Annotated in this window: 19 protein-coding genes and 1 riboswitch; of the genes, 10 read left to right on the top strand and 9 right to left on the bottom strand. The window is 73.7% G+C overall.

The features are described from left to right. Nucleotides 1-212: 212 nt before the first annotated feature. Complete coding sequence (locus tag ACFY8W_RS01335; protein WP_391098685.1) at nt 213-1331, top strand: Tn3 family transposase; 1119 nt, start codon at nt 213-215, stop codon at nt 1329-1331. 175 nt (nt 1332-1506) lie between these two features. Here the strand turns inward: ACFY8W_RS01335 and ACFY8W_RS01330 are convergent, their stop codons facing one another. Further along, nucleotides 1507-2481, bottom strand: coding sequence for an aldo/keto reductase (locus ACFY8W_RS01330; RefSeq protein ID WP_391101651.1), 975 nt, complete (start codon nt 2479-2481; stop codon nt 1507-1509). Between the two features lie 60 nt (nt 2482-2541). Beyond that, on the bottom strand, nt 2542-3474 hold the full coding sequence (locus ACFY8W_RS01325; protein ID WP_391098683.1) for an oxidoreductase: 933 nt from the start codon (nt 3472-3474) through the stop codon (nt 2542-2544). Nucleotides 3475-3734: 260 nt separating this feature from the next. Between ACFY8W_RS01325 and ACFY8W_RS01320 the strand changes: the two genes are divergently transcribed. Then, on the top strand, nt 3735-4577 hold the full coding sequence (locus tag ACFY8W_RS01320; protein ID WP_391098680.1) for a helix-turn-helix domain-containing protein: 843 nt from the start codon (nt 3735-3737) through the stop codon (nt 4575-4577). Nucleotides 4578-4750: 173 nt separating this feature from the next. Continuing rightward, nucleotides 4751-5545: a hypothetical protein gene (locus ACFY8W_RS01315; protein ID WP_391098678.1), complete on the top strand. Its 795-nt coding sequence runs from the start codon at nt 4751-4753 to the stop codon at nt 5543-5545. A 679-nt stretch (nt 5546-6224) separates the two neighbouring features. Here the strand turns inward: ACFY8W_RS01315 and ACFY8W_RS01310 are convergent. Continuing rightward, nucleotides 6225-7748 (bottom strand): aldehyde dehydrogenase family protein, encoded by a 1524-nt coding sequence (locus tag ACFY8W_RS01310; RefSeq protein ID WP_391098676.1) that lies wholly within the window; start codon nt 7746-7748, stop codon nt 6225-6227. A 45-nt stretch (nt 7749-7793) separates the two neighbouring features. After that, a complete protein-coding gene (locus tag ACFY8W_RS01305; protein WP_391098674.1) occupies nt 7794-8990 on the bottom strand; it encodes a GAF domain-containing protein in 1197 nt (398 codons plus the stop codon). 667 nt (nt 8991-9657) lie between these two features. Beyond that, nucleotides 9658-9764: riboswitch (ZMP/ZTP riboswitch) on the top strand. Nucleotides 9765-9793: 29 nt separating this feature from the next. Here ACFY8W_RS01305 and ACFY8W_RS01300 point away from each other — a divergent pair. Together ACFY8W_RS01300 and ACFY8W_RS01295 are read left to right on the top strand one after the other, a co-directional pair. Continuing rightward, on the top strand, nt 9794-10648 hold the full coding sequence (locus ACFY8W_RS01300; protein WP_391098672.1) for a tetrahydrofolate dehydrogenase/cyclohydrolase catalytic domain-containing protein: 855 nt from the start codon (nt 9794-9796) through the stop codon (nt 10646-10648). Between the two features lie 222 nt (nt 10649-10870). Continuing rightward, the gene (locus tag ACFY8W_RS01295) at nt 10871-11671 is read left to right on the top strand and encodes a hypothetical protein (RefSeq protein ID WP_391098669.1); all 801 of its coding nucleotides are present in this window, start codon (nt 10871-10873) and stop codon (nt 11669-11671) included. Nucleotides 11672-11678: 7 nt separating this feature from the next. Here ACFY8W_RS01295 and ACFY8W_RS01290 read toward each other — a convergent pair whose 3' ends face one another. Next, nucleotides 11679-11918, bottom strand: coding sequence for a hypothetical protein (locus ACFY8W_RS01290; RefSeq protein WP_391098666.1), 240 nt, complete (start codon nt 11916-11918; stop codon nt 11679-11681). A gap of 31 nt (nt 11919-11949) precedes the next feature. Here ACFY8W_RS01290 and ACFY8W_RS01285 point away from each other — a divergent pair, with 31 nt between their 5' ends. After that, a complete protein-coding gene (locus ACFY8W_RS01285) occupies nt 11950-12084 on the top strand; it encodes a hypothetical protein (protein ID WP_391098663.1) in 135 nt (44 codons plus the stop codon). Nucleotides 12085-12275: 191 nt separating this feature from the next. Here the strand turns inward: ACFY8W_RS01285 and ACFY8W_RS01280 are convergent, their stop codons facing one another. Beyond that, entirely contained in the window at nt 12276-13697 is a 1422-nt protein-coding gene (locus tag ACFY8W_RS01280) for an SWF or SNF family helicase (RefSeq protein WP_391098661.1), read from the bottom strand. Further along, on the bottom strand, nt 13694-16558 hold the full coding sequence (locus ACFY8W_RS01275) for an SNF2-related protein (RefSeq protein ID WP_391101649.1): 2865 nt from the start codon (nt 16556-16558) through the stop codon (nt 13694-13696). Before ACFY8W_RS01275 ends, ACFY8W_RS01280 begins: the two co-directional genes overlap by 4 nt. A 455-nt stretch (nt 16559-17013) precedes the next feature. Here ACFY8W_RS01275 and ACFY8W_RS01270 point away from each other — a divergent pair, with 455 nt between their 5' ends. Next, entirely contained in the window at nt 17014-18132 is a 1119-nt protein-coding gene (locus ACFY8W_RS01270; RefSeq protein WP_391098658.1) for a fatty acid desaturase, read from the top strand. A 223-nt stretch (nt 18133-18355) separates the two neighbouring features. Here the strand turns inward: ACFY8W_RS01270 and ACFY8W_RS01265 are convergent, their stop codons facing one another. Together ACFY8W_RS01265 and ACFY8W_RS01260 are read right to left on the bottom strand one after the other, a co-directional pair. Next, on the bottom strand, nt 18356-19249 hold the full coding sequence (locus ACFY8W_RS01265) for a hypothetical protein (RefSeq protein WP_391101647.1): 894 nt from the start codon (nt 19247-19249) through the stop codon (nt 18356-18358). Nucleotides 19250-19659: 410 nt separating this feature from the next. Continuing rightward, nucleotides 19660-20262: a methyltransferase domain-containing protein gene (locus tag ACFY8W_RS01260; RefSeq protein WP_391098655.1), complete on the bottom strand. Its 603-nt coding sequence runs from the start codon at nt 20260-20262 to the stop codon at nt 19660-19662. A gap of 205 nt (nt 20263-20467) precedes the next feature. On the opposite strand from ACFY8W_RS01260, the gene ACFY8W_RS01255 reads away from it, so the two are divergent. The 3 genes from ACFY8W_RS01255 (at nt 20468) to ACFY8W_RS01245 (ending at nt 25466) form a co-directional block, all read left to right on the top strand. Then, complete coding sequence (locus ACFY8W_RS01255) at nt 20468-21376, top strand: MHYT domain-containing protein (protein WP_391098652.1); 909 nt, start codon at nt 20468-20470, stop codon at nt 21374-21376. Nucleotides 21377-21645: 269 nt separating this feature from the next. After that, nucleotides 21646-25035: a nitrate- and nitrite sensing domain-containing protein gene (locus tag ACFY8W_RS01250; protein ID WP_391098650.1), complete on the top strand. Its 3390-nt coding sequence runs from the start codon at nt 21646-21648 to the stop codon at nt 25033-25035. Then, nucleotides 25032-25466 carry a roadblock/LC7 domain-containing protein gene (locus ACFY8W_RS01245; RefSeq protein WP_391098648.1) on the top strand — a complete coding sequence of 145 codons (435 nt, stop codon included), beginning with the start codon at nt 25032-25034 and terminating at the stop codon, nt 25464-25466. Before ACFY8W_RS01250 ends, ACFY8W_RS01245 begins: the two co-directional genes overlap by 4 nt. The last annotated feature ends 113 nt before the right edge of the window (nt 25467-25579 follow it).

Raw genomic sequence — 25579 nt, 5'->3', positions numbered from 1 at the left:
GCAACGGGCTCCAGTCCTCTCAGGGGAGACCCTGGAGCGACTTATGGAGCACCTAACTGAGGGCGAGGAGGAGTGACCACCGGGTCTTTACCGCCACTCCGTCTGGCGGGGGCGAGACCCTGACCCGCTTCGACACGGCGCTGGAGCTGGGCACCACGGGCGGGGGTGGACAAAGCCAGCTCAAGTCCCGCTCGGCCTCCGAGGTCGCCGCGATGATCGAGGGCGTGCTGCGGCACTGCACGGACGTGGAGATCGACCGGCAGTACCCCGACACGCACGGCACCTCCATCGTCGGGTTCACCTTCGCCCACATGCTCGGCTTCAACCTGCTGCCCAGGCTGAAGAACGTCGGCTCGGCGCGCCTGCACCGGCCGGCGGCCGGGGAGGACGAGAAGTGGTCGAATCTGGCGCCGGTGCTGTCGACCAAGACGATCGACTGGGACCTGATCGGCCGGCAGTACGACCAGATCGTGAAGTACACCACCGTCCTGTGCCTGGGCACCGCCGAGGCCGAGCAGGTCCTGCGGCGCTTCATCCACGGCGGGCCCAAGCATTCCACCTACCGGGCGATCGAGGAACTCGGGCGGGCGGTGCGTACGGCGTTCATCTGCGACTACCTCGCCGACGCCGAGCTGCGCCGCGAGATCGACGACGGGCTCCAGGTCGTGGAGAACTGGAACTCTGCCGACCACGGCCTGTTCCACGGCAAGGACGGCGACCTGACCGGCTCCGACAAGGAGGCCCAGGAGATCTCCATGCTCGCCCTGCACCTGCTCCAGTCCGCGCTGGTGCATGCCGACACCCTGCTCGTCCAGGACATCCTGAGCGAGGAGAAGTGGCAGAAGCGGCTCACCGACGCCGACCGGCGGGCCCTCCCCGTTGTTCTGGACCCACGTGAACCCCTACGGCCGGTTCGAGCTGGATATGAACTCCCACCTCGACCTCTCCGCCGCGTCGCCCATGGTGCCCGGCTCCCGCACTGCGCCCGAGGCACAAGCAACCCGTTCGGCCGCGTACGGGGCGACGGGGTCGGCATCCGTGGAGGCCCGTACCTGCGGCGTCGCCGATGGGCGGCCGGATCGCTGACCGGGGGGCGCGGGGTCTGGCGCCCTCCCGTACGGGTGCCGAAGGACAGCCCCGCGCAAATGTCGGCCGCGTACCGCAGACGACCGGGCACGTCACGCTCGTTCAGGGCGACGGCCAGGTCTGCGGTGAGGCCCCCGGGCGCGGCGGGCTGTAGTCGGGGCGGAGCCGTCCGGAGTCTGCGGCTGCGACGCTCTCGGCGACTTGACTGGCAGATAGTTAGCCGCCATATGACTTCCCATGAGTGACGAGGATGCGAACCCCGGCGCTGCACCCACGCTCGAACAGGCGCGGAAGCAGATCGCACGGTACGGGCTTGAGGCCGACCCGCAGGCGGTGCTTGTCGCGGTGCGCTGCGATCAGAGGCTGTCCGGTGGGCCATGGATGACCCACCGGACGCACCGTAGGCGGGTCGGGGTCGTGTCAGCCCTTGGGCATGAAGGGGGCCGCGTAGCGGTCGCCGAAGGCGCCGTTCGGCAGGATCTCCTTGATCCGGGCGAGGTCGTGGCCGGTGAGCGTGACGCCGGTGGCGCCGATGTTCTCCGCCAGGCGTTCGGGGCTGCGCGTGCCGGGGATGGGGGCGATGTCGTCGCCCTGCGCGAGCAGCCAGGCAAGGGCGAGCTGGGCGGTGGTGATTCCCTCGGAAGCGGCGAGCTCGGTGAGGGCGGCGACGGCTTGGACGTTCGCGTCGAAGTTCTCGCCCTGCCAGCGCGGGTCGAGGCGGCGCCAGTCGTCCGCGGTGTATTGGCCGGCCGGCTTCATCGCTCCGGTGAGGAACCTGCGTCCCAGCGGCGCATAAGGCACGAACCCGATCCCGAGCTCGCGCACGACCGGCAGGACGGTGTCCTCGACGTGCCGCTCGAAGACGGAGTACTCGGTCTGCAGGACCGAGACCGGCTGCACGGCGTGGGCGCGGCGGATGGTCTCGGGGCCGGCCTCGGACAGACCCAAGTAGCGGACCTTGCCCGCATCGATCAGCTCCTTCACCGTCCCGGCGACCTCCTCGATCGGCACGTCCGGGTCGACGCGGTGCTGGTAGAGGACGTCGATGTGATCGGTGCCGAGGTAGCGCAGGCTGTTGTCGGCGACCTTGCGGATGTTGTCGGGCCGGCTGTTGAGACCGCCGGGGTTGGCGAGGTCGTAGCCGAACTTGGTGGCCAGCACCACCTCGTCGCGGAAGCCCTTGACGGCCTCACCGAGCAGCCGCTCGTTCGATCCGGTGCCGCCGCCGTAGACCTCGGCGGTGTCGAACAGAGTCACCCCCAGGTCGAACGCGCGGCGGATGGTGGTGATGTTCTCCTCGCGGTTGCTGGGGCCGTAGAACATCGTCATCCCCATCGTGCCCAGCCCCAGGGCGGAAGTGGTCAGGCCCTGGCGGCCGAGGACACGCGTGTGCATGGTCATCCGTGGTGCCTTCCGGATGTCTTCGTCGATTGACGTGATGGTGTCGGGCAGTGGTCAGTGGGAGGGGTAGTGGACCTGGGTGAGCTGCTCGGAGACCGACCACAGTCGACGGGCGACGTCCAGGTCCTGGGCGGCCTTGTCGGGCTGGACGACGGCGGGGTGGCCCCGGTACTCGCCGAAGCCGTCCGGGCCGATGAACTGGCCGCCCTTCACCCCGGGTGCGGTGGCCGCGTAGAGCTGGTTCCAGGCTCCCTTCTCGACGGGCTGGGCCATCAGCGGATTGGCGATCTTGGAGAAGAAGAACCGCAGGAAGCCGGTCGGGCCGCTGGACTGCAGGTTGGTGCTGGCGTAGCCCGGATGGGCCAGGACGCTGGTCACCGTCGATCCGGCTGCGCGCAGCCGCCGGTCGAGTTCCAGGCCGAACAGGGTGTTGGCGAGCTTGGACTGGGAGTAGTAGGCGCGCGGGGCGTAGCCGCGTTCGCCGTGCAGGTCGTCGAAGAAGATGGTGCCGCCGCGGTGCTCGACGGAGCTGACCGTCACCACGCGGGCGTCGCGGCCCTGGGCGGCGGACTTGTCCAGACGGCCAAGCAGCAGGCCGGTGAGCGCGAAGTGGCCGAGGTGGTTGGTGGCGAACTGCAGCTCGTAGCCCTGCGGCGTGAGCCGGTGCGGGGGCCACATGACGCCCGCGTTGTTCACCAGGACGTCCACCGGAAGGCCGTCGTCGAGGATCTCCTGTGCGAAGGCGGTCACCGAGCCCAGGTCGGACAGGTCCAGCAGGCGCAGCTCGACGCTCGCCCGCGGCTGCTCGGCCAGGAGCCGCTCCACGGCGGCGATGCCGCGACTACGGTCCCGGGCGGTCATCACGACGTGGGCGCCGTGGCGGGCCAGCTCGCGGGCCGTCTGGAAACCCAGACCGCTGTTGGCCCCGGTCACGACAGCCGTCCGGCCCTTCTGGCCGGGAACGCGGGCGCTGGTCCATTTGGTCATGGGATGAAGCTCCTCAGCAGTGCTCGACGGCTGCAAAGCGCCGTCTACGTGCGAAAACACCGGCCCGGGAGGGGGTCTCCCAGCCGCTGTCTCCCAGCCTGCTGCAGGCACGAAGAGGTATCCACGGTGCGTTTATCGTCGGTCCGGCAGTACGTGGATAACCGGAGGCGGACGTACCAAGCTGGTGATGTCAGCGACTGCGAGCCGGCCCCGCCCCGATCTGCTCGCAGTGCCCGCCGTACCGCCAGGGAGCACTGAACATGACCGACCGCCGAGAGCTGGGCCGCTTCCTGCGCGCCCGCCGCGAGGCCCTGCGCCCCGCCGACGTCGGTCTCGTCCCCGGCGGACGGCGCCGCACCCCCGGCCTGCGCCGCGAGGAAGTGGCCATGCTGGCGAACATCTCCACCGACTACTACGAACGCCTCGAACAGGCGCGCGGAGTCAACCCCTCCGAAGCCCTGATCGGCGCCCTCGCCCGCGCCCTGCGCCTGTCCACCGACGAACGCGACCACCTCTACGCCGTCGCCGGCTACCAGCCCCCACAACACCACGCTGCCGACGGCTACGCCGACCCCGGGCTGATGCACATCGTCGACGCCCTCACCGACACCCCCGCGCAGATTGTCGACGAGCTCGGCACGGTGATCGTGCAGAACGCCGCGGCCGTCGCCCTGCTGGGACCGCTGGCCAACCGTCCGGGCCGGGAGGGCAACGGCGCCTGGCTCTGGTTCACTCACCCCAGAGGCCGCAGTTTGTACCCGCAGGAGGACCACGCATCACTCGGCCGCGTCATCGTTGCCGACCTGCGCGCGGCCGTCTTCCGCCACGGCCCCCACCCGGCGGGCGAGCAACTCGTCAACGACCTGCTCGAGCGCAGCGAGGAGTTCTCCGCCATCTGGGAACTGGGCGAGGTCGCCACCGTCCGCTCCGCCCGCAAGACCCTCCTCCACCCGCACGTCGGCCGTCTCGACCTGCAGTGCGACGTCGTCCTGAGCCCCAGCACCGGCAACCGCCTCTTCCTCTACCGGCCCCAGCCCGGCACCGACGCCGCCGAACGCCTGGAATTCCTCCGCGTCCTCGGCCACCAGACCTTCACCACCTGACACCACCCGCCCAGCCCAGCCCAACCCGCCCAGGCCCCGTACGTGCGCCGACGGGGGCCCGGAATGCGCCCAAGGCGGCGGTTCGGACTCCATCGCACCCGCGAGCAGGAGCGTCCGTCAGCCTCGGCGGCCGCCACCCGACCCGCCCTTGATCACCTGAGCAGGAGGATCCCGTGTCACAACCACAGGAGCCCGACCAGCGGCACGAGAGCGCAGAAGATGACGCGCACATCATGCGCGGCATCGCTCGCCGGATGACCCCGCCGGTCGGAGCAGCCTTCACCAGTCACCTGCTCTACACCCTGGGCCTCATGCGGATCGTCGGCGAGGTCGAGGGGGCAGCCGCCGTCGACCGCGCCGGCACCGGAAAGATCCACCGCAGCGGACAAGCCCGCGCCGACGACACGATCGCCTACTTCCAGCACTGGATCCGGCACGGTGCGGCAAGCCCGCAGGCCGCCGCCTCGATCGACCGGGTCCAGCGCATGCACGTGCACTACGCCCGCAGCTACCCCTTCTCCCAAGAAACGTACGTTCACGGCATCGCACTGTTCACTCTTCTGTTCGACGAGATCCTCGCCCTCGCCGACATCAACGCCTTTACCGACAGGGAGAAAGCCGCTCAGGTCCAGCACTGGCGCGCCATCGGCGCCCGTATGAACATCCGCGACCTGCCCACCACCTGGACCGGCATGCAGCAGGCTCTCCGCGACTACGAACAATCCCCCCAGTGGTACCGCCCAACCCCCGCCGGACGACGCAGCGCCGAAGCCCTCGTCCGCCAGTTCAACCACCGCTGGCTGCCCCGCACCCTGCACCGGCTCGGCCGTGCCGTCCTGCTCTCCCTCCACCACGACCACGTCCTTGCCGTCATCGGGCAGGACCCACCGCCCGCCTACCTGGTCCGTCTGACCCGCCGTGCGCTCCGCATCGCGTACGCAGCGCAGACACGGCTCGCAACCCGTTGACGAAGGTCATGCCGCCTCACCTGGTGTCCGCGCAACGTCACAGTCCCGCGCCGGTCGAGCGTGCCCAAGGCCGCGACCAGCTCGCTGACGAGACGACCAACGCACTGGCTACTGCTGGCCATCGACAAGCTCGCCGACGAGGGCTTCGACGCCCCGAGGTCGACACCCTCTTCCGGAGGTCAACGAGGGGGCTGGCCTGGCTGCCGTTCCCAATCCGGCCCAGGTTGCCCGACTGCTTGTGGCAGTTGCTCAGCAGCGCGGGCGCGGCCCTCATGGGGAGGCGTTCTTCGTCGGCGTGGCACCGGACGGTCGTCTGTTCCGGAACCGAGCTGGCAACTACGTGGACCCGGCGGCCTATGGCATGACGTAGGCGCGGGCATGGGGGAGTACGTACTGACACGCATGGCGCTCGCTTCTTCCGAGCCGGCCAAGCGGCCCTACGATCTCCGGCACGCAGGCATCTCGTTCTGGTGGTACTCCGGGCTTGACCCGGCCGAATGCGCTCGCCGCGCGGGCCAGAGCATCGAGGTCCTGTTCCGTCACTGCGCCACGTTCCTGGACGGCGTCCGGGAGCAGGCCAACCGCCTCATCGAGCAGTCCATGGAGGAGTGGGGCCGCGTCAGCCGGGGCGAGGCGCCTGACGGGCGAAAGCCCAGGTCAGGCGCCTCTTTTTGTGCCCCTAGAAGAAGCCGAGCTTCTTCGGCGAGTACGACACCAGCAGATTCTTCGTCTGCTGGTAGTGCTCCAGCATCATCTTGTGGGTCTCTCGGCCGATGCCCGACTGCTTGTAGCCTCCGAAAGCACTGTGCGCCGGATACGCGTGGTAACAGTTCGTCCAGACCCGGCCCGCCTGGATCGCGCGGCCCGCGCGGTAGGCCGTGGTGGTGTCGCGGGTCCAGACGCCGGCGCCGAGGCCGTAGAGGGTGTCGTTGGCCGTGCGGACGGCGTCGTCGAAGTCGGTGAAGGACGTGACGGCGACGACGGGGCCGAAGATCTCCTCCTGGAAGACCCGCATGCGGTTGTCGCCCTCGAAGATCGTGGGCTGGACGTAGAAGCCACCCGCCAGGTCGCCTCCGTGCTCCACGCGCTGACCGCCCGTCAGGATCTTGGCGCCCTCCTGCTGGCCGATCTCCAGATAGGAGAGGATCTTGCCGAGCTGGTCGGCGGAGGCCTGGGCGCCGATCATGGTGTCGGTGTCCAGCGGGTGGCCGGGGACGATGGCCTCCGTGCGGGCGATCGCCGCCTCCAGGAAGTCGTGGTAGTGGCCGCGCTGGACGAGGGCGCGGGAGGGGCAGGTGCAGACCTCGCCCTGGTTGAGGGCGAACATCGTGAAGCCTTCGAGAGCCTTGTCGCGGAAGTCGTCGTCCGCCGCCGACACGTCGTCGAAGAAGATGTTCGGCGACTTGCCGCCCAGCTCCAGGGTGACCGGCTTCAGGTTCTGCGCCGCGTACCCCATGATCAGCCGGCCCGTCGTCGTCTCGCCCGTGAAGGCGATCTTCGCGACCCGCGGCGAGGAGGCGAGCGGCTTGCCGGCCTCCTCGCCGAAGCCGTTGACGATGTTGACCACCCCGGGCGGCAGCAGGTCGGCCACCAGGCTCATCCAGAAGTGGACGGAGACCGGGGTCTGTTCGGCCGGCTTCAGGACGACCGCGTTGCCCGCCGCCAGCGCCGGCGCCAGCTTCCAGACGGCCATCAGGATCGGGAAGTTCCACGGGATGATCTGCGCCACCACACCCAGAGGCTCGTGGAAGTGGTACGCGACGGTGTCCTCGTCGATCTCGCTGAGCGCACCCTCCTGGGCGCGCAGGGCGCCCGCGAAGTAGCGGAAGTGGTCGATGGCGAGCGGGATGTCGGCGGCCAGCGTCTCGCGTACCGGCTTGCCGTTCTCCCAGCTCTCGGCGACCGCCAGCGCCTCCAGCGAGGCCTCCATCCGGTCCGCGATCCGCAGCAGGACCCCGGCGCGCTCCGCCGGCGCCGTGCGGCCCCAGGCCGGCGCCGCCGCGTGTGCCGCGTCGAGCGCGCGCTCCACGTCCTCCGCCGTGCCACGGGCCACCTCCGCGAACGGACGGCCGTCGACCGGGCTCGGGTTCTGGAAGTACCGCCCGCGTGCCGGGGCGACGTACTCACCGCCGATCCAGTGGTCGTAGCGGCTCGCGTACGACATGAGCGAACCCTCGGTGCCGGGTGCGGCGTAACGGGTCATGGGCAGGGCCTCCCTCGGACCGCGCCGGCCGTCCCTGGCCGGCGTTCACCGCCGATGGTGCGCGGCCTGACGTTGCAACCCCGTTGCACCCACGCCCAGTTCGGCGTCCAGCGCCTCCAGCCGGGCCCGGACCGCCGGGGCCTGAGCGACCGGCACGGCCGAGGCGAGCGCCCGCCACACCGTCACGTCGTCCTCGCCCCACGTGCTGTACGCCCAGTCGGCGAGCAGTCCCGGATCGCCCCGGTCCACCAGCGCCGCCCGCAGTCGCCCCGCGAGCCGCTCCCTCAGCCGTACGACCCCGGGCGCCCGCGAACCGGGCAGCAGCGGCCCCGCGTAGTCCGCGAGCGCCGTCGCCACGGCACCCGAGGAGAGCCGCCGGTCCACCGTCGCGAAGTCCGCGTCCACCGCCGCCGTCAGCCGGTACGGTCGGGACGCCAGCAGCTCGGGGCCGAGCAGCCCGCGCAGCCGTGACAGCTCCGCCCGCAGGGTGACCGGCGTGACCGACTCGTCCTCGTACAGCAGCGTCAGCAACTCGTCGCCGCCCACGCCCTCCGGCCGGTGCGCGAGGACCACCAGGATCTCGCTGTGCCGCCGGCTCAGTCGCAGCCGCCGTCCCGCCGTGTGCAGCAGCGCCTCGTCGCGGCCGAGGGCCGAGAGCCGCGGCCTGCCGGGCGCCGCGGCGGGGGAGACCAGCGCGAGCTGCGACTCGGCGGCCCGCGCCACCGCCTGCACGAACGCCAGGCTGTGCGGATGCGCGAGCCCGTCACCGCCCGTGATGTCGACCGCCCCGAGCAGCCGCCCGTTGTGCGGGTCGTGCACCGGCGCCGCGGCGCACGTCCAGCGCTGCACCGGCCGCCGGAAGTGCTCGGCGGCACAGACCTGCACCGGCCGGTCGACGGCGATTGCGGTGCCCGGCGCGTTCGTCCCGGCCGCCGTCTCCGACCAGCGGGAACCGGCCACGAAGTTCATCGCGCGGGCCTTCCGCAGCGTTCCAGGATGGCCCTCCACCCACAACATCCGCCCGCCTGCGTCGCACACCGCGAGCAGATGCTCCCCGTCCCGCGCGTAAGCCCCCATCAGCTCCCGGATCATCGGCATCGCCGCAGCGAGCGGATGGGCCTCCCGCTGCCCCGCGAGTTCCTCCTCGTCCAGTTCGACCGGTGCCGCGCCGTCCGGGCTCACGAGTGCCCGCGCGGAACGCCGCCAGGACTCGGCGACCAACGGCCGGACGGGCGGGGGCACCGGCGGGAGCGCGTCTCGGGCGCCGCCGCGCGGCCCCAGCCCGGAGCTGCCGGTTAGCCCGGAGCTGCCGGATGGTTCGGAGCTTCCGGATCGGCCGGAGCTGTCGGATCGCCCGGACCCTGCAGACGCCCCGGGCCCTCCCGGCCCGCCGGGCTCTCTTGACCTGCCGGACCTTTCCGACTGTCCGGGCCCTTCCGACCGTGCGGGCCGCGCGGGCCGTTCCGATCTTTCCGGCACCTCGAAGTCCCCGGCCGTGGCTGTCTTGGCCCCAGAGGTTCCGGCCCCAGACATCCCGGCCCGGGCTGTCCCGGCCCGGGCTGTTCCTGCCCCTGCTGCTCCTGCCTCCCCGGACCACCGGCCCTGCCCGCCCGTTTCGGACTGCGCTGCCGGCAGCGCCGCTGCCGCGGTGAACTCCTCGTGCGCCCGCCGCACGGCCGCCGCCGTCCCAGGCGTCCCTGCGGCGCCCGCCGTCGCCGCCAACGCATCGCTCAACTCGGCCTCCCCGGCGGGCTCGCCCGCCTCGTCCGCCCTCGTCCGCGCTCTCCGCCTTCGTGGACGCCGTCGTGGACGTCATCGTGGTGCGCGCACGGCCCGCCGACAAGCGCCCGGACGGGCACGCATATGCGACCTGACCGGTTACCCGCCCCGTGACCGTCACGTAGAGTGGGGCCCGGGCCGTGACTGGCGCTAGAGGTGGATCACCACCAGGGAGCGGCCCGGCGGACGCGCACACCCCGCGCGACCGTGCCGCTGCCGTGCGCCTGGGCGATCAACCGGTCATCGACGACGCTCAGGAGTGGCCCATGTCCACCAGCACCGCACGCCTCATGGACGGCACCGCGCTCGCCCGCCGCACGGTCGAGGAGACCGCCGCGCGCGCCGCCGAGATCACCCGCCGCACCGGCACCACGCCCTGCCTCGCGACCGTCCTCGTCGGCGCCGACCCCGCCTCCGTGACGTACGTGAAGATGAAGCAGAACCGCTGCGCGAAGGCCGGAATCCGCTCCAAGCACGTCGAGCTGCCCGCCGAGACGACGACCGAGGAGCTCGTGGCGACGATCACCGCGCTCTCCGAGGACCCCGAGGTGCACGGCATCCTGCTCCAGCACCCGGTCGGCCCGCACATCGACGAGCGCGCCGCCTTCGAGGCCATCGCCCCGGAGAAGGACGTCGACGGCGTCACGATGGCCTCCTTCGCCGCCATGGGCTTCGGTCTGCCCGGCTTCGTCTCCTGCACGCCCGGCGGCATCATGCGGCTGCTCGACGCGTACGACGTCGACCTCACCGGCAAGCGCGCCGTGGTCGTCGGCCGCAGCGCCATCCTCGGCAAGCCGGCCGGCCTGCTGCTCCTCGGCCGCGACGCGACCGTCACCTACTGCCACTCCCGCACCACCGACCTGTCCGCGGCCGTCCGCGAGGCCGACGTCCTGGTCGCCGCCGTCGGCAAGCCGAACTTCATCAAGGGCGAGGACATCAAGCCCGGCGCCGTCGTGATCGACGCGGGCTACAACCCGGGCAACGTCGGCGACGTCGACTTCGACAGCGCCGCCGAGCGCGCCTCTCTCATCACGCCCGTCCCCGGCGGCGTCGGCCCCATGACCATCGCCGTCCTCCTCGCCCAGACCGTCGACGCGGCCGAGCGTCAGCTCGGTCTGTAGGCACGAGCGGGACCGGGAGCGTCAGGGAATGCGGACGACCGTGGAACCCGAACGCGTACGCGCCGCGGGACCGGCCGCGGATCCCGCGCCCGTACGCGCCGCGGAACCGGTCCCGGAACCCGCACTCGTACGAGCCGCGGGATTGTCACGGTTCTGTACGAGCGAGGCCCAACTCACCGGTATCGCTCGCGACATGACCGACGGCGGGTGACCCTGGTTCCCATGCTCCACCCGCCGGCGGAATCCCCGTCCCGCGACGCCCGGCCACCGAGACGGCCGGGCGTCGTCGTCCTGCCCGTCGCCGCGCTCGCCGCGATCCTCGCCCTGTCCTTCGCCGTCACGGCCCGCGGCGGCGCCGGCGACGGCGGGCCGAACGCCATGCCCTCCGCCCCGGCCGTGCCGGGCGCCGGCCTGTCCGCGGGCACCACCTCCGGCCCGTCCGCCGGAGCTCCCTCCGACACGGCGTCCGGAGCACCCGGACAGCGGCCCGCCGCCCAGGGCGAGAGCAGGTCACCGCTGCCCGCACAGTCGAAGCGCCCCACCACTCGGCGCACGGCCGACCGCGACCGGCGCGAACCGACCGCCCCGCACCCGCCGGCCGCCGCCCCGACCGCCTCCGGCACCACGAGCCCCCGGCCGCGCGGCGACGCCACGCGGCGTACGCCACCGGCCCCCGTCCCCAGCCTGTACGACGGACTGCGCGTCGGCGACTGCTTCGACATCGACCGCGACGCGCCCGGCACCGTCGTCCGCCGGACCTGCGGCACGCCGCACGACGCCGAACTCGTCGCCCGGCTCCGCCTCACCGGCACGTACGCCGACGACGGCGCCGTACGGGACGCGGCCGCCGCCCTGTGCCGGGAGCCACTGCGGATCAAGGCCGTGGGACAGCCGCTCGGGACCCGCTGGTCCACCTTCGTCCAGTACCCGTACCGCACCAGCTACCTGCTCGGCGAGACCACCGTCGCCTGCAGCCTGGCCGCCCCCACCGGGTCGGCCAGACTCACCGCGCCGCTGCAGTGACCCGCCGCTAGAGCGCGGTGCGCGCCAGCCAGTGGTGCAGCAGGGCGCGGTCACCCGTCACCGACAGCCGGTCGCCCTCCGGTGCCGCCCGCCCGGACACCACCAGCATCAGGTCCGCCACCGGTCCCGACACGACGAGGTGCGCACACGCCCGGCCGCTGGTCCGCGCGGGCGAGCCGCCTCGCGCGGGCCCCGAACTCGACCACTTCGTCGCCGTACACGCTTCGGCCCGCCGCGCCCGCGACACACCGGCCTTCCGTGCCCGCCTGCTGTCCTGGGTGGCAGCCGACCGCGACCCGAGGATGCGCCGCTACTGGCACCTCGTGGCCGAGGCGGGCAGCGACCCGTTCACCCTGGGCGCACCGCACATGTGGCTGACGGACGCGCTCCAGGCTTCCCTCCGGCGCGGGTGAGCGGACGGGAGAGCGGACGGGCGGACGTCCGCCCCACTCCCTTCGTTGCCCACGCCGCCGGAGCTCCTCGTAGGCCTGCGCCGCCGGAGCTCCCCGTAGGCCTGCGCCGCCCCGCAGCCGCTATCGCCCCCGTCCCCCCGGCCACTCGTATCGCCCACCGGGTGTGCCCGCGCCGCCGGAGCCTCCCGGCCCTACGCCTCCTCCGTGACCACCAGCCCGGCCAGCGCCGCCGCCGGATCCTGGTCCGCCGGGCCCGCCGGGGCCCAGGTGTCGTGTTCCTTGCGGTAGGGCCACCAGCGGCCGTCAGGGCCGAGGCGGAGCTGGGCGTCCGTGCCGACGACGGTCCAGCGGGCCGGGCCAGACGGGTGGAGGGTGGGGCGTTCGGTCTCGTCCCAGGCCTCCGCCAGTCGGGTCTCGGCGCGGCGCAGGACCTCGGGGCTCGGGTGCCGCTCCTCCTCCAGGACCGCCAGAGCGGCCGGGCCCCCGAGGCGCCAGGCGCGTACCGCGAGTTCGAGCTCGGTCCGCTCGCGCCCCGAGCCCTTGGCGAGTCGTGCCGCGATCCACGGTGCGGGGCCGGCCGCGGCGAGCCGTACCGCGTCCTGAGCGGCCGTCAACGGCGGCTCGCCGAGCGGGACGACGCCGGACAGCAGCAGCCGGGCGCGGGCCGCAGCGTCCGCCGCCAGGAACTCCAGGGCCGTCGGATCCAGCCCCGGCTCCGGGTCGGTCTCGGTGTCCAACGAAGGCGGCTCGCCCGGGGCGGCGGGCGGCACCGGCGGGGCGGGCAGCGGCGGAAGGATGCACCGCGCCGCGAATGCCTCGTCCGCCGACACGCCCGACGGCCGTCGACCGGCGACCGCCCCCGGGTTCCCCGACGGCTCCGAAACGCGCGCCGCGCTCCGCTCCTGCAGTGCCTCGATCACGGCCCGTTCACCACGCCCGCGCATCAGCAGCAGCACGAACGGATCCTCGTCGAGGAGCCGCGCGACCTGGTGGCACAGCGCCGCCGTGTGCGGGCAGTGGTCCCAGGCCTCGCAGCCGCACTCCGGCTCCAGGTCGCCGATGCCCGGAAGCAGTTCGAGGCCGGCCGCCGCCGCGTCCTCGACCAGGTGCGGCGGCATCTCGCGGTCGAGCAGGGCCGCGATGTGCCCCGCGCTGTCGGCGGCAAGACCGATCAGCCGGTCCCACTCCGCCTCGGACAGCTCCTGCAGCAGCACATCACTCCGGTACGCCGTGCCGTCCCGGTCCTTCACCACCGCCGTGATCCGGCCCGGCCGCACCGACACCGCGCCGACCGCACCGGCCCGGGCGTGTCGCCGTCCCCGCTTCACCTGCTCTCCGTCGAGCGCCGTGTCCTCCAGTGCCTGCAGCCACGCCCGGCCCCACCAGGTACGGGCGAACGCCCCGCCTCCCACGGGCGGCAGTGCCGCGAAGGTCCGTTCCTCGCTGATCGCGTCTTCCTTCCTCGTCCGGGCGGAACGCCGGTTCTCGTGACCGCGCTGGTGATCGTTCCCGCGACGGTTCCGGTGACTGCTTTCCCGACCGTCCTCGCGGCCGTCTACGGGACCGTCCTCGCGACCGGCTTCCCGGCCGTTCTCGTTTCCGTGCGCGGTCATCGTGTCTCGTCCTCCCCACGCAGCCGCACCAGTTCGGCCAGCTCGGCGTCGGTGAGCTCCGTCAGGGCCGCCTCGCCGGAGCCGAGTACCGAGTCGGCGAGCGCCTGCTTGCGATCCAGCATGTCCGCGATCCGGTCCTCGATCGTGCCCTCGGCGACGAGCCGGTGGACCTGCACCGGCTGGGTCTGCCCGATCCGGTACGCGCGGTCAGTCGCCTGCGCCTCCACGGCCGGGTTCCACCAGCGGTCGTAGTGCACGACATGACCGGCCCGCGTCAGGTTGAGGCCCGTACCCGCCGCCTTCAGGGACAGCAGGAAGACGGGTACCTCGCCGTCCTGGAAGCGGGCGACCATCGCCTCCCGCTCGGCGACCGGCGTGCCGCCGTGCAGGAACTGGGTCGGCACGCCACGCGCCGCTAGATGCCGTTCCAGCAGGCGTGCCATCCCCACGTACTGGGTGAAGACGAGGACGCTCGAATCCTCCGCCAGGATCGTGTCGAGGAGTTCGTCGAGCAGCTCCAGCTTGCCCGAGCGCCCTTCGACGCGCGGCCGGTCCTCCTTCAGGTACTGCGCCGGATGGTTGCAGATCTGCTTGAGTCCGGTGAGCAGCTTGACGACCAGGCCGCGCCGCTCCATCCCGTCCGCCTCGGCGATCGCGGTCAGGGTCTCGCGCACCACCGCCTCGTACAGTCCCGCCTGCTCCTTGGTGAGGGAGACGGCGTGGTCGGTCTCCGTCTTCGGCGGCAGCTCGGGTGCGATGCCAGGGTCGGACTTGCGCCGCCGCAGCAGGAACGGCCGGACCAGCGCGGCGAGTCGGGCCGCCGCGGCCGGATCGCCGCCGCCCTCGACGGCGGAGGCATAGCGCGCACGGAACGAGCCGAGCCCGCCGAGCAGACTCGGGGTCGTCCAGTCGAGGATCGCCCACAGCTCGGAGAGGTTGTTCTCCACGGGCGTGCCGGAGAGCGCCACGCGGGCCTTGCCGCCGATCGTGCGCAGCGCGCGGGCGGTCGCCGAGTACGGGTTCTTGACGTGCTGCGCCTCGTCCGCGACGACCAGTCCCCACGGCTCGGCGGCCAGCCGTGCCGCGTCGAGCCGCATCGTGCCGTACGTGGTGAGGACGAAGCCGTCGTCGGCGAGCCCGTCCAGCGTGCGCGCCGCGCCGTGGAAGCGCCGCACGGGCGTGCCGGGCGCGAACTTCTCGATCTCCCGCTGCCAGTTGCCCATCAGCGAGGTGGGGCAGACCACCAGGGTCGGCCCCACCGTGTCCGGGTCGGACCGCCGGTGCAGATGGAGCGCGATGAGGGTGATCGTCTTGCCGAGGCCCATGTCGTCGGCGAGGCAGCCGCCGAGCCCGAGCGAGGTCATCCGGTGCAGCCAGCCGAGGCCGCGCAGCTGGTAGTCGCGCAGCGTCGCCGCCAGCGCGGCAGGCTGGCCGACCTCCGGCTCGCCGCCCTCCGGATCGGCGAGCCGGGCGCGCAGCCGTTCCATCCAGCCGGTCGCCCGGACCTCCACCTGCCGGCCGTCGACCTCGGTGGTGCCGCTCAGTACGGCGCCGAGCGCGTCGACCGGGCTCAGCTTGCGGTTCTGGTGCGTGCGGGCGTTGCGTACCTCCTCGGGATCGACCAGCACCCACTGGTCGCGCAGCCGCACCAGTGGCCGGCCGGCCTCGGCGAGCCGGTCGAGTTCCGCGCGGGTGAGTTCCTGGTCGCCGATCGCGTAACGCCAGTTGAAGGCGAGCAGGCTGTCGGCGGCGAGGAAGGACGGCAGGGCGTCGCCCCGGCCTCCCCGGTTTCCCTGCCCGTCTTCCTCGTCCTCATGGCCCGTGGCGGGACCGTCGGGCGGTCCGATCACGGCGGTCGCCGTGAGCCGGTGGGCGAGTTCGCGCGGCCAGTGGACGCGGACGCCGGTGGCCGCGAGGGCGCGGGCGGCGGGGCCGAGGAGCTCGGCGATCTCCTCGTCGGCCAGGTCCACGGCGTCGGGCACGGCCGAGGTGAGCAGCGGCGAGAGCGCGGGCCAGGCGCGCGCAGCCCGGCGCAGCGCGAGCAGCGCGTCCATCCGGGCCCGCGACCCGAAGGCACCGTCGGCCGTGCCGCCCGCGGGGGCCGTACCGGCCCAGACGTCCGCCGCGTCCGCGACGAGCGCGGGGTCGGCCACCGCGTGCAGCTGCGGCACGACACGGAAGGCCGGCGCGAGCGAGTCGTCCTCCTCCGCCTCTCGCGCCGTCACCAGTTCGATGCGCAGCGACAGTCGGACCCCCGCGTCGTGCCCGGCGGTCACGTCGGCCGTCCAGGCGCGGTGCTCCGGCAGCGCACGCGGCTCGTGGTGCTCGTCCGCGGCGAAGGCCGGGCCGCCGGCCGCGAGCGGTGCGGCCGGGGTCCGGGGGAGGACGTCGGCGACGGCGTCGGCGAACGCCCGGAGCAGTTCCTCCGGTTCGGGAAGCAGCAGCTCCTCGTCGTCGGGCTCCGCAGGCGGCAGCGGTACGGCGTGGGCCGACGGCGGCATGGAGGCGGCGAGGTCGCGCAGCGCCACCACCTCCTCCGCGCCGAGCGGGCCGACCCGCCAGGCGTCCAGGTCGCCTGTGGTGAGGCCCGGAAGGAGCAGGCCCCGGGCGACCAGGTCGAGGGAGAACAGCGCGGCCGCGCCCCAGAACGCCGCCGACGGCGAGGCGTCCGCGGCGAAGCGCGCCCGCGCGAGGACCGGCAGCGCCTCTCGTACGGACAGGAGGAGCGCGGGCACGGTCCGCGGCCGGATGTCGTCGTCGACGACCGTAAGCCCGGCGAGGGCGCCCTCCTCGGCAGGAGGCGTGTCGGCGGACCAGAAGGCGATCCGTCCCGCTCGCGGCGGTTCGGCGGGCAGGAACAGGGCGGAGCAGCGGGAGAGTTCATCGGCGACGGCGGCGGACGCGACGGCGACCGTGGACGTGGCTGCGGGCGGGAGGACGGGGGCAGCGGACCCGCCGGTGGGGGCGTCGGTGGACCAGTTCGTGGGCTTGAGGGAGGGCGACGGCGAGGACGGGAGCGACTGCGAGGGAGACGGCGACAACACATTCCTCAAATTTGACTACCGGGTCGAGCGGCCGAGGGTACCCCACCCGACCGTTCTCCCGTGCGTCTCGGCATCGTGATCCCCGTCACGTCCGAGCCGGGGGTGGGGAAGACCCCACCCCCGGCCCCCGGGCCGGCCCCCGAGCGGGTCCGGGTGGTGACGCCATGGTCCGGGCGATCACCGAAACCTAGGTTTTTCCTAGCCGGCGCGGGCCTCGCGACGGCCTTCCCCAGGCCCCTTCCACGCCCCTGCCAAGGATCCCGGAGACCACCATGCCTCCTCAGGCCACCGCGACGATCGACGCGCCCGCATCGCCGCCCGCCGCGCCCGAACCGAGCTCCGCCCGACGCCGTCGGACCACCGGAGGCGGCAGCGAGTTCGCCCCGCTCCTGCGCACCGTCAGGGAACAGGGACTGCTCGAACGACGCACCGGGTGGTACGCCCGCGACATCGCCGCCAACCTCCTCGGCGTCGCCGCCGTGCTCACCGGCCTCGCGCTCATCGGGCCCTCCTGGTGGGCCCTGCCGCTCGCGCTGCCGCTCGCCCTCTTCTCCGCCCGCATCGCCTTCGTCGGCCACGACGCCGGCCACTCCCAGATCACCGACCGGCGCGGGCTCGGCCGCGCCGTCCAGCTCGTCCACGCCAACCTGCTCCTCGGCATGAGCCGGGAGTGGTGGAACGACAAGCACAACCGTCACCACGCCAACCCGAACCACCTCGACAAGGACCCGGACGTCGCCGCCGACGTCCTCGTCTTCGCCGCCCACCAGACCGCCGACCGCACCGGACTGCGCCGCTGGCTCACCCGCCACCAGGCCTGGCTCTTCTTCCCGTTGACCACCCTGGAGGGCATCGCGCTCAAGGTGTACGGCATCCAGGCCCTGCTCTCCCGGACCGGCCCCTACCGCACCCGGCGCGAACGCCTCGTCGAGGGCGCCCTGCTCCTGGCCCACGTCGCCGGATACGCGGCCCTGCTGCTCGCCCTGCTGACGCCGGCCCAGGCCCTGGTCTTCGCCCTGCTCCACCAGATGCTGCTCGGCGTGCACCTCGGCATGGCCTTCGCGCCCAACCACAAGGGCATGGAGATGCCCGACGCCCACCCGGACGGCGACTCCTGGGGCCATCTGCGCCGTCAGGTGCTGACCTCCCGCAACATCCGGGGCAGCGCCCTCACCGACTGGTTCCTCGGCGGCCTGAACTACCAGATCGAGCACCACCTCTTCCCGAGCATGCCGCGCCCGCACCTGCGGCTCGCCCAGCCCGCGGTCCGGGCCCACTGCCGGGCGCTCGGCATCCCGTACACCGAGACCGGCTTCGTCGACTCCTACCGTCAGGCGCTCGGCCACCTGCACGAGGTGGGCGCGCCGCTGCGCAGCGAGCTGACCTCGTAGAGCCCGACTCCACGGGCCGGGGCGGGCCCTGTGCCCGGGCCGGCCCGGCGCGGCGCGGCGGGCCTGGCACGGGCGGGCCTGGCACGGGCGGGCCTGTCCCGACCTGGCCTGTCCCGACCTGGCCTGGGCCGTCCCCGGCGTGGTGGGCACGTCCGGCGCGGGGCCCGTCCCGACCTGGCCCGTCCCGGCCTGGCAGGCCCGTTCCGGCCCCGCCAGGAGGGCCTCAGCTCGGCCGGACCGCCATCGCGTCCAGCGATTCGAGCAGAGCGGGCAGCTTCGGCCCGCGGGTCACCGGAAGGACCTCGTGCGGCTCGTCGTCGAGGAGCACGAAGGCCATGTCGTCGGTCCGGGCCACCAGCGACCAGCCGGGACCGTCGGCCCGCAGCATCCGGGCCTCACCGCCGGCGAAGCTGGACCGGACGCGACCGACGGGCGGTGCCTCGGTGACGTACTCGCCCAGCTCCTTCAGGGCGCGGCGGACACCCTCGTACGGGTCGGAGCCGGCCGCCTCGGACGCGTTCGGGCCCCCGGCCTCCGCCCCGGTTCCGGCCCCGGCCGTCGTTTCGCCCTCGCCCGTGGCCGCGTCGCCGGCCTCCGCCCCGGTTCCGGGTCCGGCCGCGTCGTCGCCCATCCGCGCGCGCCACTCGTTCCACTGCAGCGCCACCATGTCCGCGCCAAGGCGCCGCTGCGCCGGGCCCCACGCGGCGCCGTCCGGCGGCGCGAGCGGTGCCGGGGCGCCGTCCTCCGGCGCGGGGTCATGGGGCGCCGGAATCCCGGGCGCCGCCGTGGCGACGGCGAGCGGCCAGCCCGGCAGCGCGGACACCACGGACCGCTCGTCGGGGGAGAGGTCGTACTCCATGCCGCAGTCCCAGGAGGCGATGGCGACCGCGACGAGCGACACGTCGTCAACGACCACCGTCCACCGGGCTCCCGTGCCGTCCTGCCCGAGCACCAGCCCGTAACCCTCGGCATAGGGCTCGAGGCGCAGTGCCGCGCAGGCCGCCGGATAGTCGTCGCCGAGGACGCTGGGGAACTGCGCGGGTGTGAGCAGCGCCGCCGTCAGCACGTACAGCGCGTCGTCGTCGCCGGACGCGACGGCGTCCTCCGCCCCCGGCACGACGGCGTCGTCCGCGCCGGTCGCGGTGGGTTCCGATTCGCCCACGTCAGCCTCCCCATCTGGTCGTCGGCGCACCCTAACCAGTGAGTAACCCGCCCGTCGAGAGCTGCAGCCCTCTCGACGGGCGGGCTGATGGGCCGTGGAGCGGCGGGTGTGCCGTGGGGACTGGGCTCATGCGCGTTCGAGGACTGCCGTGAGACTGCGGCCCTCCTGTTCGAAAGGACGCCCAGTGTCGCCGTCCGTGGCGCCGTCAGGGCCGCGGCCCGGGCGCTCCTGACCGCCTCCGGCCTAGCGGCCGGCAGCTCCGGGCCGCACCGGTCGCACCGGCCGTACCCGCTGGTCCGTCCTGCCCTCCTGCCGTCCTGTGGTCGTGCCCGGGGACGAGGGCGACCACAGGACCGCTCGGAGAGTCACTCCGAGCGGCGCACGGCCAGTGCCAGATAGCGGTCGTCCTCGTCGGTGTACGAGACCAGGTCCCACCCCGAACGGGCGAGCATGGGGCGGAGGTTGGGCTCGGCGCGCAGGTCGTCGTCGGTGATCTGCCGGCCGTGCCGGGCGGCGAGCGCGGCGCGGCCGATCGGGTGGAAGAGCGCGAGCCGGCCGCCCGGCCGTACCACCCGGGCCAGCTCGCGCAGGTCCCGCTCCGGGTCGGCCAGGTGGGAGATGAGCCCCGCGCCGAAGACCGCGTCGAGCGCGCCGTCGCGCACCGGCAGCCCGGCGACGTCGGCCAGGATCAGGGCGCCGTCCTTCTCGCGGCCCGCCTTCGTCGCCTCGGCCAGCATCTCGGGTGTCAGGTCGGCCCCGACGACGGTGCCCGTGGGGCCGACCGCGGCCCGCAGCGGCGGCAAAGCGCGGCCGGTGCCGCAGCCCGCGTCGAGCACCGCGTCGCCGGGGCGCAGGCCGATGTCGGCGACGGCGGCGGCATAGGCTGGCCCGTCGTCGGGGAATCTGGAGTCCCAGTCGGCGGCGCGAGCGCCGAAGAACTCCCGTACGTGTGTGGGGTCATCGCTCATGTGCCTCATGATCCCTCACGGTCGGGTCACCCACAGGCGTGAGATTTTCGCACGGCGTGCCCCGAACCTCCCCGGTGTGAGTGAACGATCTGTGCGCATGTTCGAGGTCGTCGTGATCGTTCGGGAACATCTCTCTGTCATATTCCATCAGCTTTCGAAATGCGCCCCCGGTGCGCCCCCAGATGCGCACTAGCGTCCCTGGGTCATGGGACACCTGGACCACGCCACCTATGGCTGGCTGACACCTGTGCTGTCGTACGCGATGGCCTGCATCGGCGCCGCCCTCGGACTGCGCTGCACCGTACGCGCCCTCGACGCGACCGGCCGGTCGCGGCGCAACTGGCTGCTCACCGCCGCCTCCGCGATCGGCACCGGCATCTGGACGATGCACTTCGTCGCGATGCTGGGCTTCGGCGTCACCGGCACGGACATCCGTTACGACGTACCCCTCACCCTCCTCAGCCTGGTCGTCGCCATGGCCGTCGTGGGGGTCGGCGTCTTCGCCGTCGGATACGGACGAGACCGGATCCGATCGCTCCTGATCGGCGGCCTGACGACCGGCGTCGGCGTGGCGAGCATGCACTACATGGGCATGGCGGCACTGCGGCTGCACGGACAGGTGCGCTACGACCCGCTGCTCGTCGTCCTCTCCGTCGTCATCGCGGTCGTCGCCGCCACCGCCGCCCTCTGGGCGGCCCTCAACATCCACGCCCCGGCAGCGGTGGCGCTCGCCTCCCTCGTCATGGGCGCGGCGGTCAGCAGCATGCACTACACCGGCATGCTCGCCGTACGGGTCGAGGTCTCCCCATCCTCGGCAACCCTCCCGGGCGCGACCGTCATGCAGTTCATCTTCCCGCTCGCCGTCGGCCTCGGGTCCTATCTCTTCATCACCTCGGCCTTCGTCGCCCTGTCGCCGACCGCGCGCGAGCGTGCCGCCTACGCCTCCGCCGAGCGCCTGACCGAGCCCGACGAACGCGCTGTGGACGTCGCGCCTCCCGGCTTCCGCCCCGAGGCGGAGCCCCGGCCCCGGGAACGCGCCGCCGCCCACGCCCACCCGTCGGGCCCGGTCCACGGCCCGGCCGGCCCCCACCGCCACCACGACGCCCGGACCTGAACCACGGCCGGGCCGCCCCGTCCCCAGCGCCCCGGTCCCGTCCCCGTCCCCAGCGTTCCGACTTTGTCCCCAGCGTCCCGGTCCCGTCCCCTGTGGCCTGGCCCCCCGTCCCCGGCATCACCGCCCTCTCCCCAGCGGCACCCGTCCTGTCGGCCGAGTGCATGCTCCGGCGACCGCCGCATCCCCCGCGTGACCCGACAGCCGTACGCCCCAGCACCAGCGGACCCCGCCGCTCCCACCGGGTCCGTGAACGAAGGAACGAGGAGGCCATGCGAACTCCCCGCAGGACCCCGGACACCGGGGCCCCCGCCCAGCCGCCGACGGCGGCCCGCGGGCGCCGTGCACACGCCGGGCCGCCCGCCGACGAGACGGCGGCGCGCGAGCGCACGCCCGGAACCGGGGCGGCGGGGCCGTCCTCGGCGGCGTCCGGGCCCGGCCGAGCCGCACCCGGCCGAAACGAGCCGGGCCGAGCTGAAGGCGGCCGAACCGAGCCCGGCCGAGCCGGATCCGGTTACGCGGGCGAGTTCGGCCACGCGACCGGGTCCGGAGGCACGGAAGGACCGGGACGGGCACAGCCATCGGCACACGCACCCGGGCAAGCGGCACCGGTCGGGGCAGCGGCAGGGGCAGCAGCAGTAGGGGTGGCGACAACGCCACCGGCAGCGGCCACGCCCGCCCCCGCCTCCGTGCGCGGCGGCGGCCGAGGCCGAGGCGGCGGGCTCAGGCCCCGTACCGTCCGGGCGAAGATCGTCTCGCTGCTCATGGTCCCGGTGGTCTCGCTCCTCGCCCTGTGGGGGTTCGCCACCGTCACCACCGCCCAGGACATCGCCCGGCTGCGCCACCTCCAGGCCGTGGACGCCGACGTCCGGCAGCCCGTCGCCCGCGCCGTCGCCGCCCTCCAGGACGAACGCCGCGCCGCCGTACGGCAGGCGGCCGCTCCCGGCTCCGCGCGCGCAGCCGAGCTCAAGGAGCGGGTACGGGCCACCGACGCCGCCGTCGCGCGGCTCCGCCTCGACGGCAGGCACACCGTAGGCGACAACGGCAGCCTGCCGGCGGACGTCTCCGCCCGGGTCGCCGACTTCGTCGTGCAGGCCGAGGGGCTGAGCAGGCTGCGCACGGCGGCTGCCGAGGGCCGCGCCGACGTCGACCAGCTCCAGGACGCGTACACCGCCGCCGTCTCGGCGGGCTTCGCGGTCGGCGGCGCCCTGGCCGGAATCGAGGGCACCGAGGCGGGTGCCGAGGCCCGCGTGCTGCTCGAACTGGCCCGCGCGGGCGAGCTGCTCGCCCGCGAGGACGCGCTGCTCGGCGCCGCCCACCTCACCGGCTCGCTCGAGGCCGGCCGGCTCCGTGATTTCGGCGGCGCCGTCGAGGCCCGCCGGACGCTCGTCGAGTCCGCGACCGCCGACCTGCCCGCGTCCCAGCGCGGCGCGTGGCGGAACCTCACCGCCCAGCCCGCGTACCGACAGCTCCTCGCCGCCGAGGACCGGGTGCGCGCCGCCGTGCCGGGCCGCCGCGCCGCCCAAGCCGTCACTTCCGGGGAATGGGACCCCGTCCACGCCTTCGTACGCGACGGGATCACCGCCATCGAGAAGGCCGCCCACGCGGCGGCCGCGGAACGCCACGACCCGTTCGGTGGCGGCGCGTTCAGCGCGGGCGGCGCCGCCGTCCTGCTCGGTCTCACCGCCGTCGGAGCCTCCCTCGTCATCTCGGTACGCATCGGCCGAGGCCTCGTCGTCGAGCTCGTCAGCCTCCGTAACACCGCCCTCGAGATCGCCCGCCGCAAACTCCCCGCCGCCATGCGCCGGCTGCGCGCGGGCGAGGAGATCGACGTCCATGCCGAGGCGCCGCCGGGTCCCGCGCCGCAGGACGAGATCGGTCAGGTCGGCGAGTCGCTGACCACCGTCCACCGCGCGGCCCTCTCGGCCGCCGTCGAACGCGCCGAGCTCGCGAGCGGCATCTCCGGCGTCTTCGTCAACCTCGCCCGCCGCAGCCAGGTCCTGGTGCACCGTCAGCTCAACCTGCTCGACAGCATGGAGCGGCGCGCCGACGACCCGAACGAGCTCGGTGACCTGTTCCGCCTCGACCACCTCACCACCCGCATGCGCCGCCACGCCGAGAGCCTGATCATCCTCTCCGGTGCCGCCCCCGGCCGTGCCTGGCGCATGCCCGTCCTCCTCACCAACGTCGTCCGCGCCGCCGTCTCCGAGATCGAGGACTACGCGCGCGTGGAGGTGCGTCAGCTGCCCGAGACGTCGGTCGTCGGCGGCGCCGTCGCCGACCTCACCCACCTCCTGGCCGAACTGATCGAGAACGCGGCCCAGTTCTCCCCGCCGCACACCAAGGTGCGGATCAGCGGAGAGCCGGTCGGCAACGGCTACGCCCTGGAGATCGAGGACCGCGGGCTCGGCATGGGCAAGGACAGCCTCGCCGAGGCGAACGCCCGCATCGCCCAGTCCGAGGCCCTGGACCTGTTCGACAGCGACAGGCTCGGTCTCTTCGTCGTCAGCCGCCTCTCCTCGCGTCACGACGTCAAGGTCCACCTGCGGACCTCGCCGTACGGGGGCACGACGGCCGTCGTCCTGCTCCCGACCGACCTACTGCAGAGCGCCAGGCCCTACGGCCACGAAACCGGCGCGCCGGGGAACTCCGGAGCCCCTGGACGGCCCGGCGCGGCGCCTACTACGGCGTCGCCGCGCGCGGTGCCCGGGGCCGGGGCCGGTGCTGCCGACGGCGCCGGGGCCGGGCCGGCGGCAGCCCAGGGCTCTGGCCCTGTCCCTGGCCGTGGTTCTGGCCTTGGCCCCGGTGCCGGTTCAGGGGTGGGGCAGGGAGCCGGGCAGCGCACGGTGCCCGGTCCCCGTCCGGTGCCGGGCTCGCCTGCCACGCCCGCCCCGGCCCTCGAACACCCCGGAGACGACCGCGACCCGGGCGCGCCGCGCCCGCCGCGTCCTTCTGCCTCTGCCCCTGCCGCGCCCGCGGAGCCGGACCGGCCACCGGCCGCCGTCACCGCCCTGCGCCAGCGCGGCCGTACGACACCACCCCGTACCAATGCACGACCCTCCACACCCGCACTTCCCGGCCTTCCCGGCCTTCCCGGCCCTTCCGGCCCTCCCGGCACGGGCGGGGCGGCCGGGGCCGGTGAGGAGCCGGGAGTCGATCTGCCGAGGCGGGTGCGGCAGGCGAGCCTCGTGCCGCAGCTCCGCGAGGCACGCCCCAGCTCGGACCCGGGTGTCGCAACGGGTGCCGCCGGCAGCGCGACCCGTACGGGCGAGCGGACCCCGGAACAGGTCAGGGACCGTATGGCCGCCTACCGCGACGGCTGGGAGCGCGGCGGCGGGCCGGCTCCCGGCAGCCCGGTCCCCACGCCCGCAGGCCCCACAGGCATAAGACGGCCTCTCGGCACCGGCTACGGGCACGGCCCCGGACACGGCCACGGCCACGGACCTGGACCCGCACCCGGCCCCGAACCCGTGCGCGGCTCCGGACCCGTGCGCGGCCCGGGACCCGACCATGGCTCCGGTCCCGACCATGGCTCCGGTCCCGATCACGGCTCGGGTCCCGACCGCGGCTCCGGCCCCGGCAACGGCCCCGGTCCTGACCACGGTTCCGGCCGCCCCCGTCACGCATCCAGCGACCCCGCCCCTGAAGGAGACGACGAATGATCGACCACGAGAGGATCGCCCACCACCGCTCCGGCGAACTGGACTGGCTCCTCGACGACCTCGTCGCGCGCGTGCGTGAGGTCCGCCACACGGTCGTGCTCTCCAACGACGGCCTCGCCGTCGGCGCCTCGAGCGGCCTCAGCCGTGAGGACGCCGAGCACCTGGCCGCCATAGCCTCCGGCTTCAACAGCCTTGCCAAGGGCGCCGGCCGGCAGTTCCACACCGGCGGCGTGCGCCAGACGATGGTCGAGATGGACGACGGCTTCCTCTTCGTGGCGGCGGCGGGGGACGGCTCTTGTCTGGCCGTCCTCAGCGGCGTCCACGCCGACATCGGGCTCATCGCCTACGAGATGGCCCGCCTGGTGAAGCGCGTCGGCGAGCACCTGCACACCCCGCCGCGACTCACGGTGACCCCGCCGGCGGCGGGCTGACCGGAGAACCCGGAGATCCCGGAGAACACCATGAACAAGGACAGCGCCGGCGACGACAGCACCGGCGACGACGGCGTCGGCTGGGACGGACCCGACGGGGACGGCCTCGGCGG

The organism is Streptomyces sp. NPDC012637 (assembly GCF_042954805.1).
GTDB lineage: Bacteria > Actinomycetota > Actinomycetes > Streptomycetales > Streptomycetaceae > Streptomyces.
Note: the sequence above shows the minus strand (reverse complement) of the source record. Positions and strands in the feature narration are given on the sequence as shown.

Excerpts from the sequence above, each read along its gene's own strand:
- ACFY8W_RS01300 (WP_391098672.1), top strand. The coding sequence starts at position 9,794 with ATGTCCACCAGCACCGCACGCCTCATGGACGGCACCGCGCTCGCCCGC.
- ACFY8W_RS01255 (WP_391098652.1), top strand. The coding sequence starts at position 20,468 with ATGGGACACCTGGACCACGCCACCTATGGCTGGCTGACACCTGTGCTG.
- ACFY8W_RS01260 (WP_391098655.1), bottom strand. The coding sequence starts at position 20,262 with ATGAGCGATGACCCCACACACGTACGGGAGTTCTTCGGCGCTCGCGCC.
- ACFY8W_RS01325 (WP_391098683.1), bottom strand. The coding sequence starts at position 3,474 with ATGACCAAATGGACCAGCGCCCGCGTTCCCGGCCAGAAGGGCCGGACG.
- ACFY8W_RS01280 (WP_391098661.1), bottom strand. The coding sequence starts at position 13,697 with ATGACCGCGCACGGAAACGAGAACGGCCGGGAAGCCGGTCGCGAGGAC.
- ACFY8W_RS01295 (WP_391098669.1), top strand. The coding sequence starts at position 10,871 with ATGCTCCACCCGCCGGCGGAATCCCCGTCCCGCGACGCCCGGCCACCG.
- ACFY8W_RS01270 (WP_391098658.1), top strand. The coding sequence starts at position 17,014 with ATGCCTCCTCAGGCCACCGCGACGATCGACGCGCCCGCATCGCCGCCC.
- ACFY8W_RS01310 (WP_391098676.1), bottom strand. The coding sequence starts at position 7,748 with ATGACCCGTTACGCCGCACCCGGCACCGAGGGTTCGCTCATGTCGTAC.
- ACFY8W_RS01250 (WP_391098650.1), top strand. The coding sequence starts at position 21,646 with ATGCGAACTCCCCGCAGGACCCCGGACACCGGGGCCCCCGCCCAGCCG.
- ACFY8W_RS01320 (WP_391098680.1), top strand. The coding sequence starts at position 3,735 with ATGACCGACCGCCGAGAGCTGGGCCGCTTCCTGCGCGCCCGCCGCGAG.
- ACFY8W_RS01245 (WP_391098648.1), top strand. The coding sequence starts at position 25,032 with ATGATCGACCACGAGAGGATCGCCCACCACCGCTCCGGCGAACTGGAC.
- ACFY8W_RS01335 (WP_391098685.1), top strand. The coding sequence starts at position 213 with ATGATCGAGGGCGTGCTGCGGCACTGCACGGACGTGGAGATCGACCGG.
- ACFY8W_RS01330 (WP_391101651.1), bottom strand. The coding sequence starts at position 2,481 with ATGCACACGCGTGTCCTCGGCCGCCAGGGCCTGACCACTTCCGCCCTG.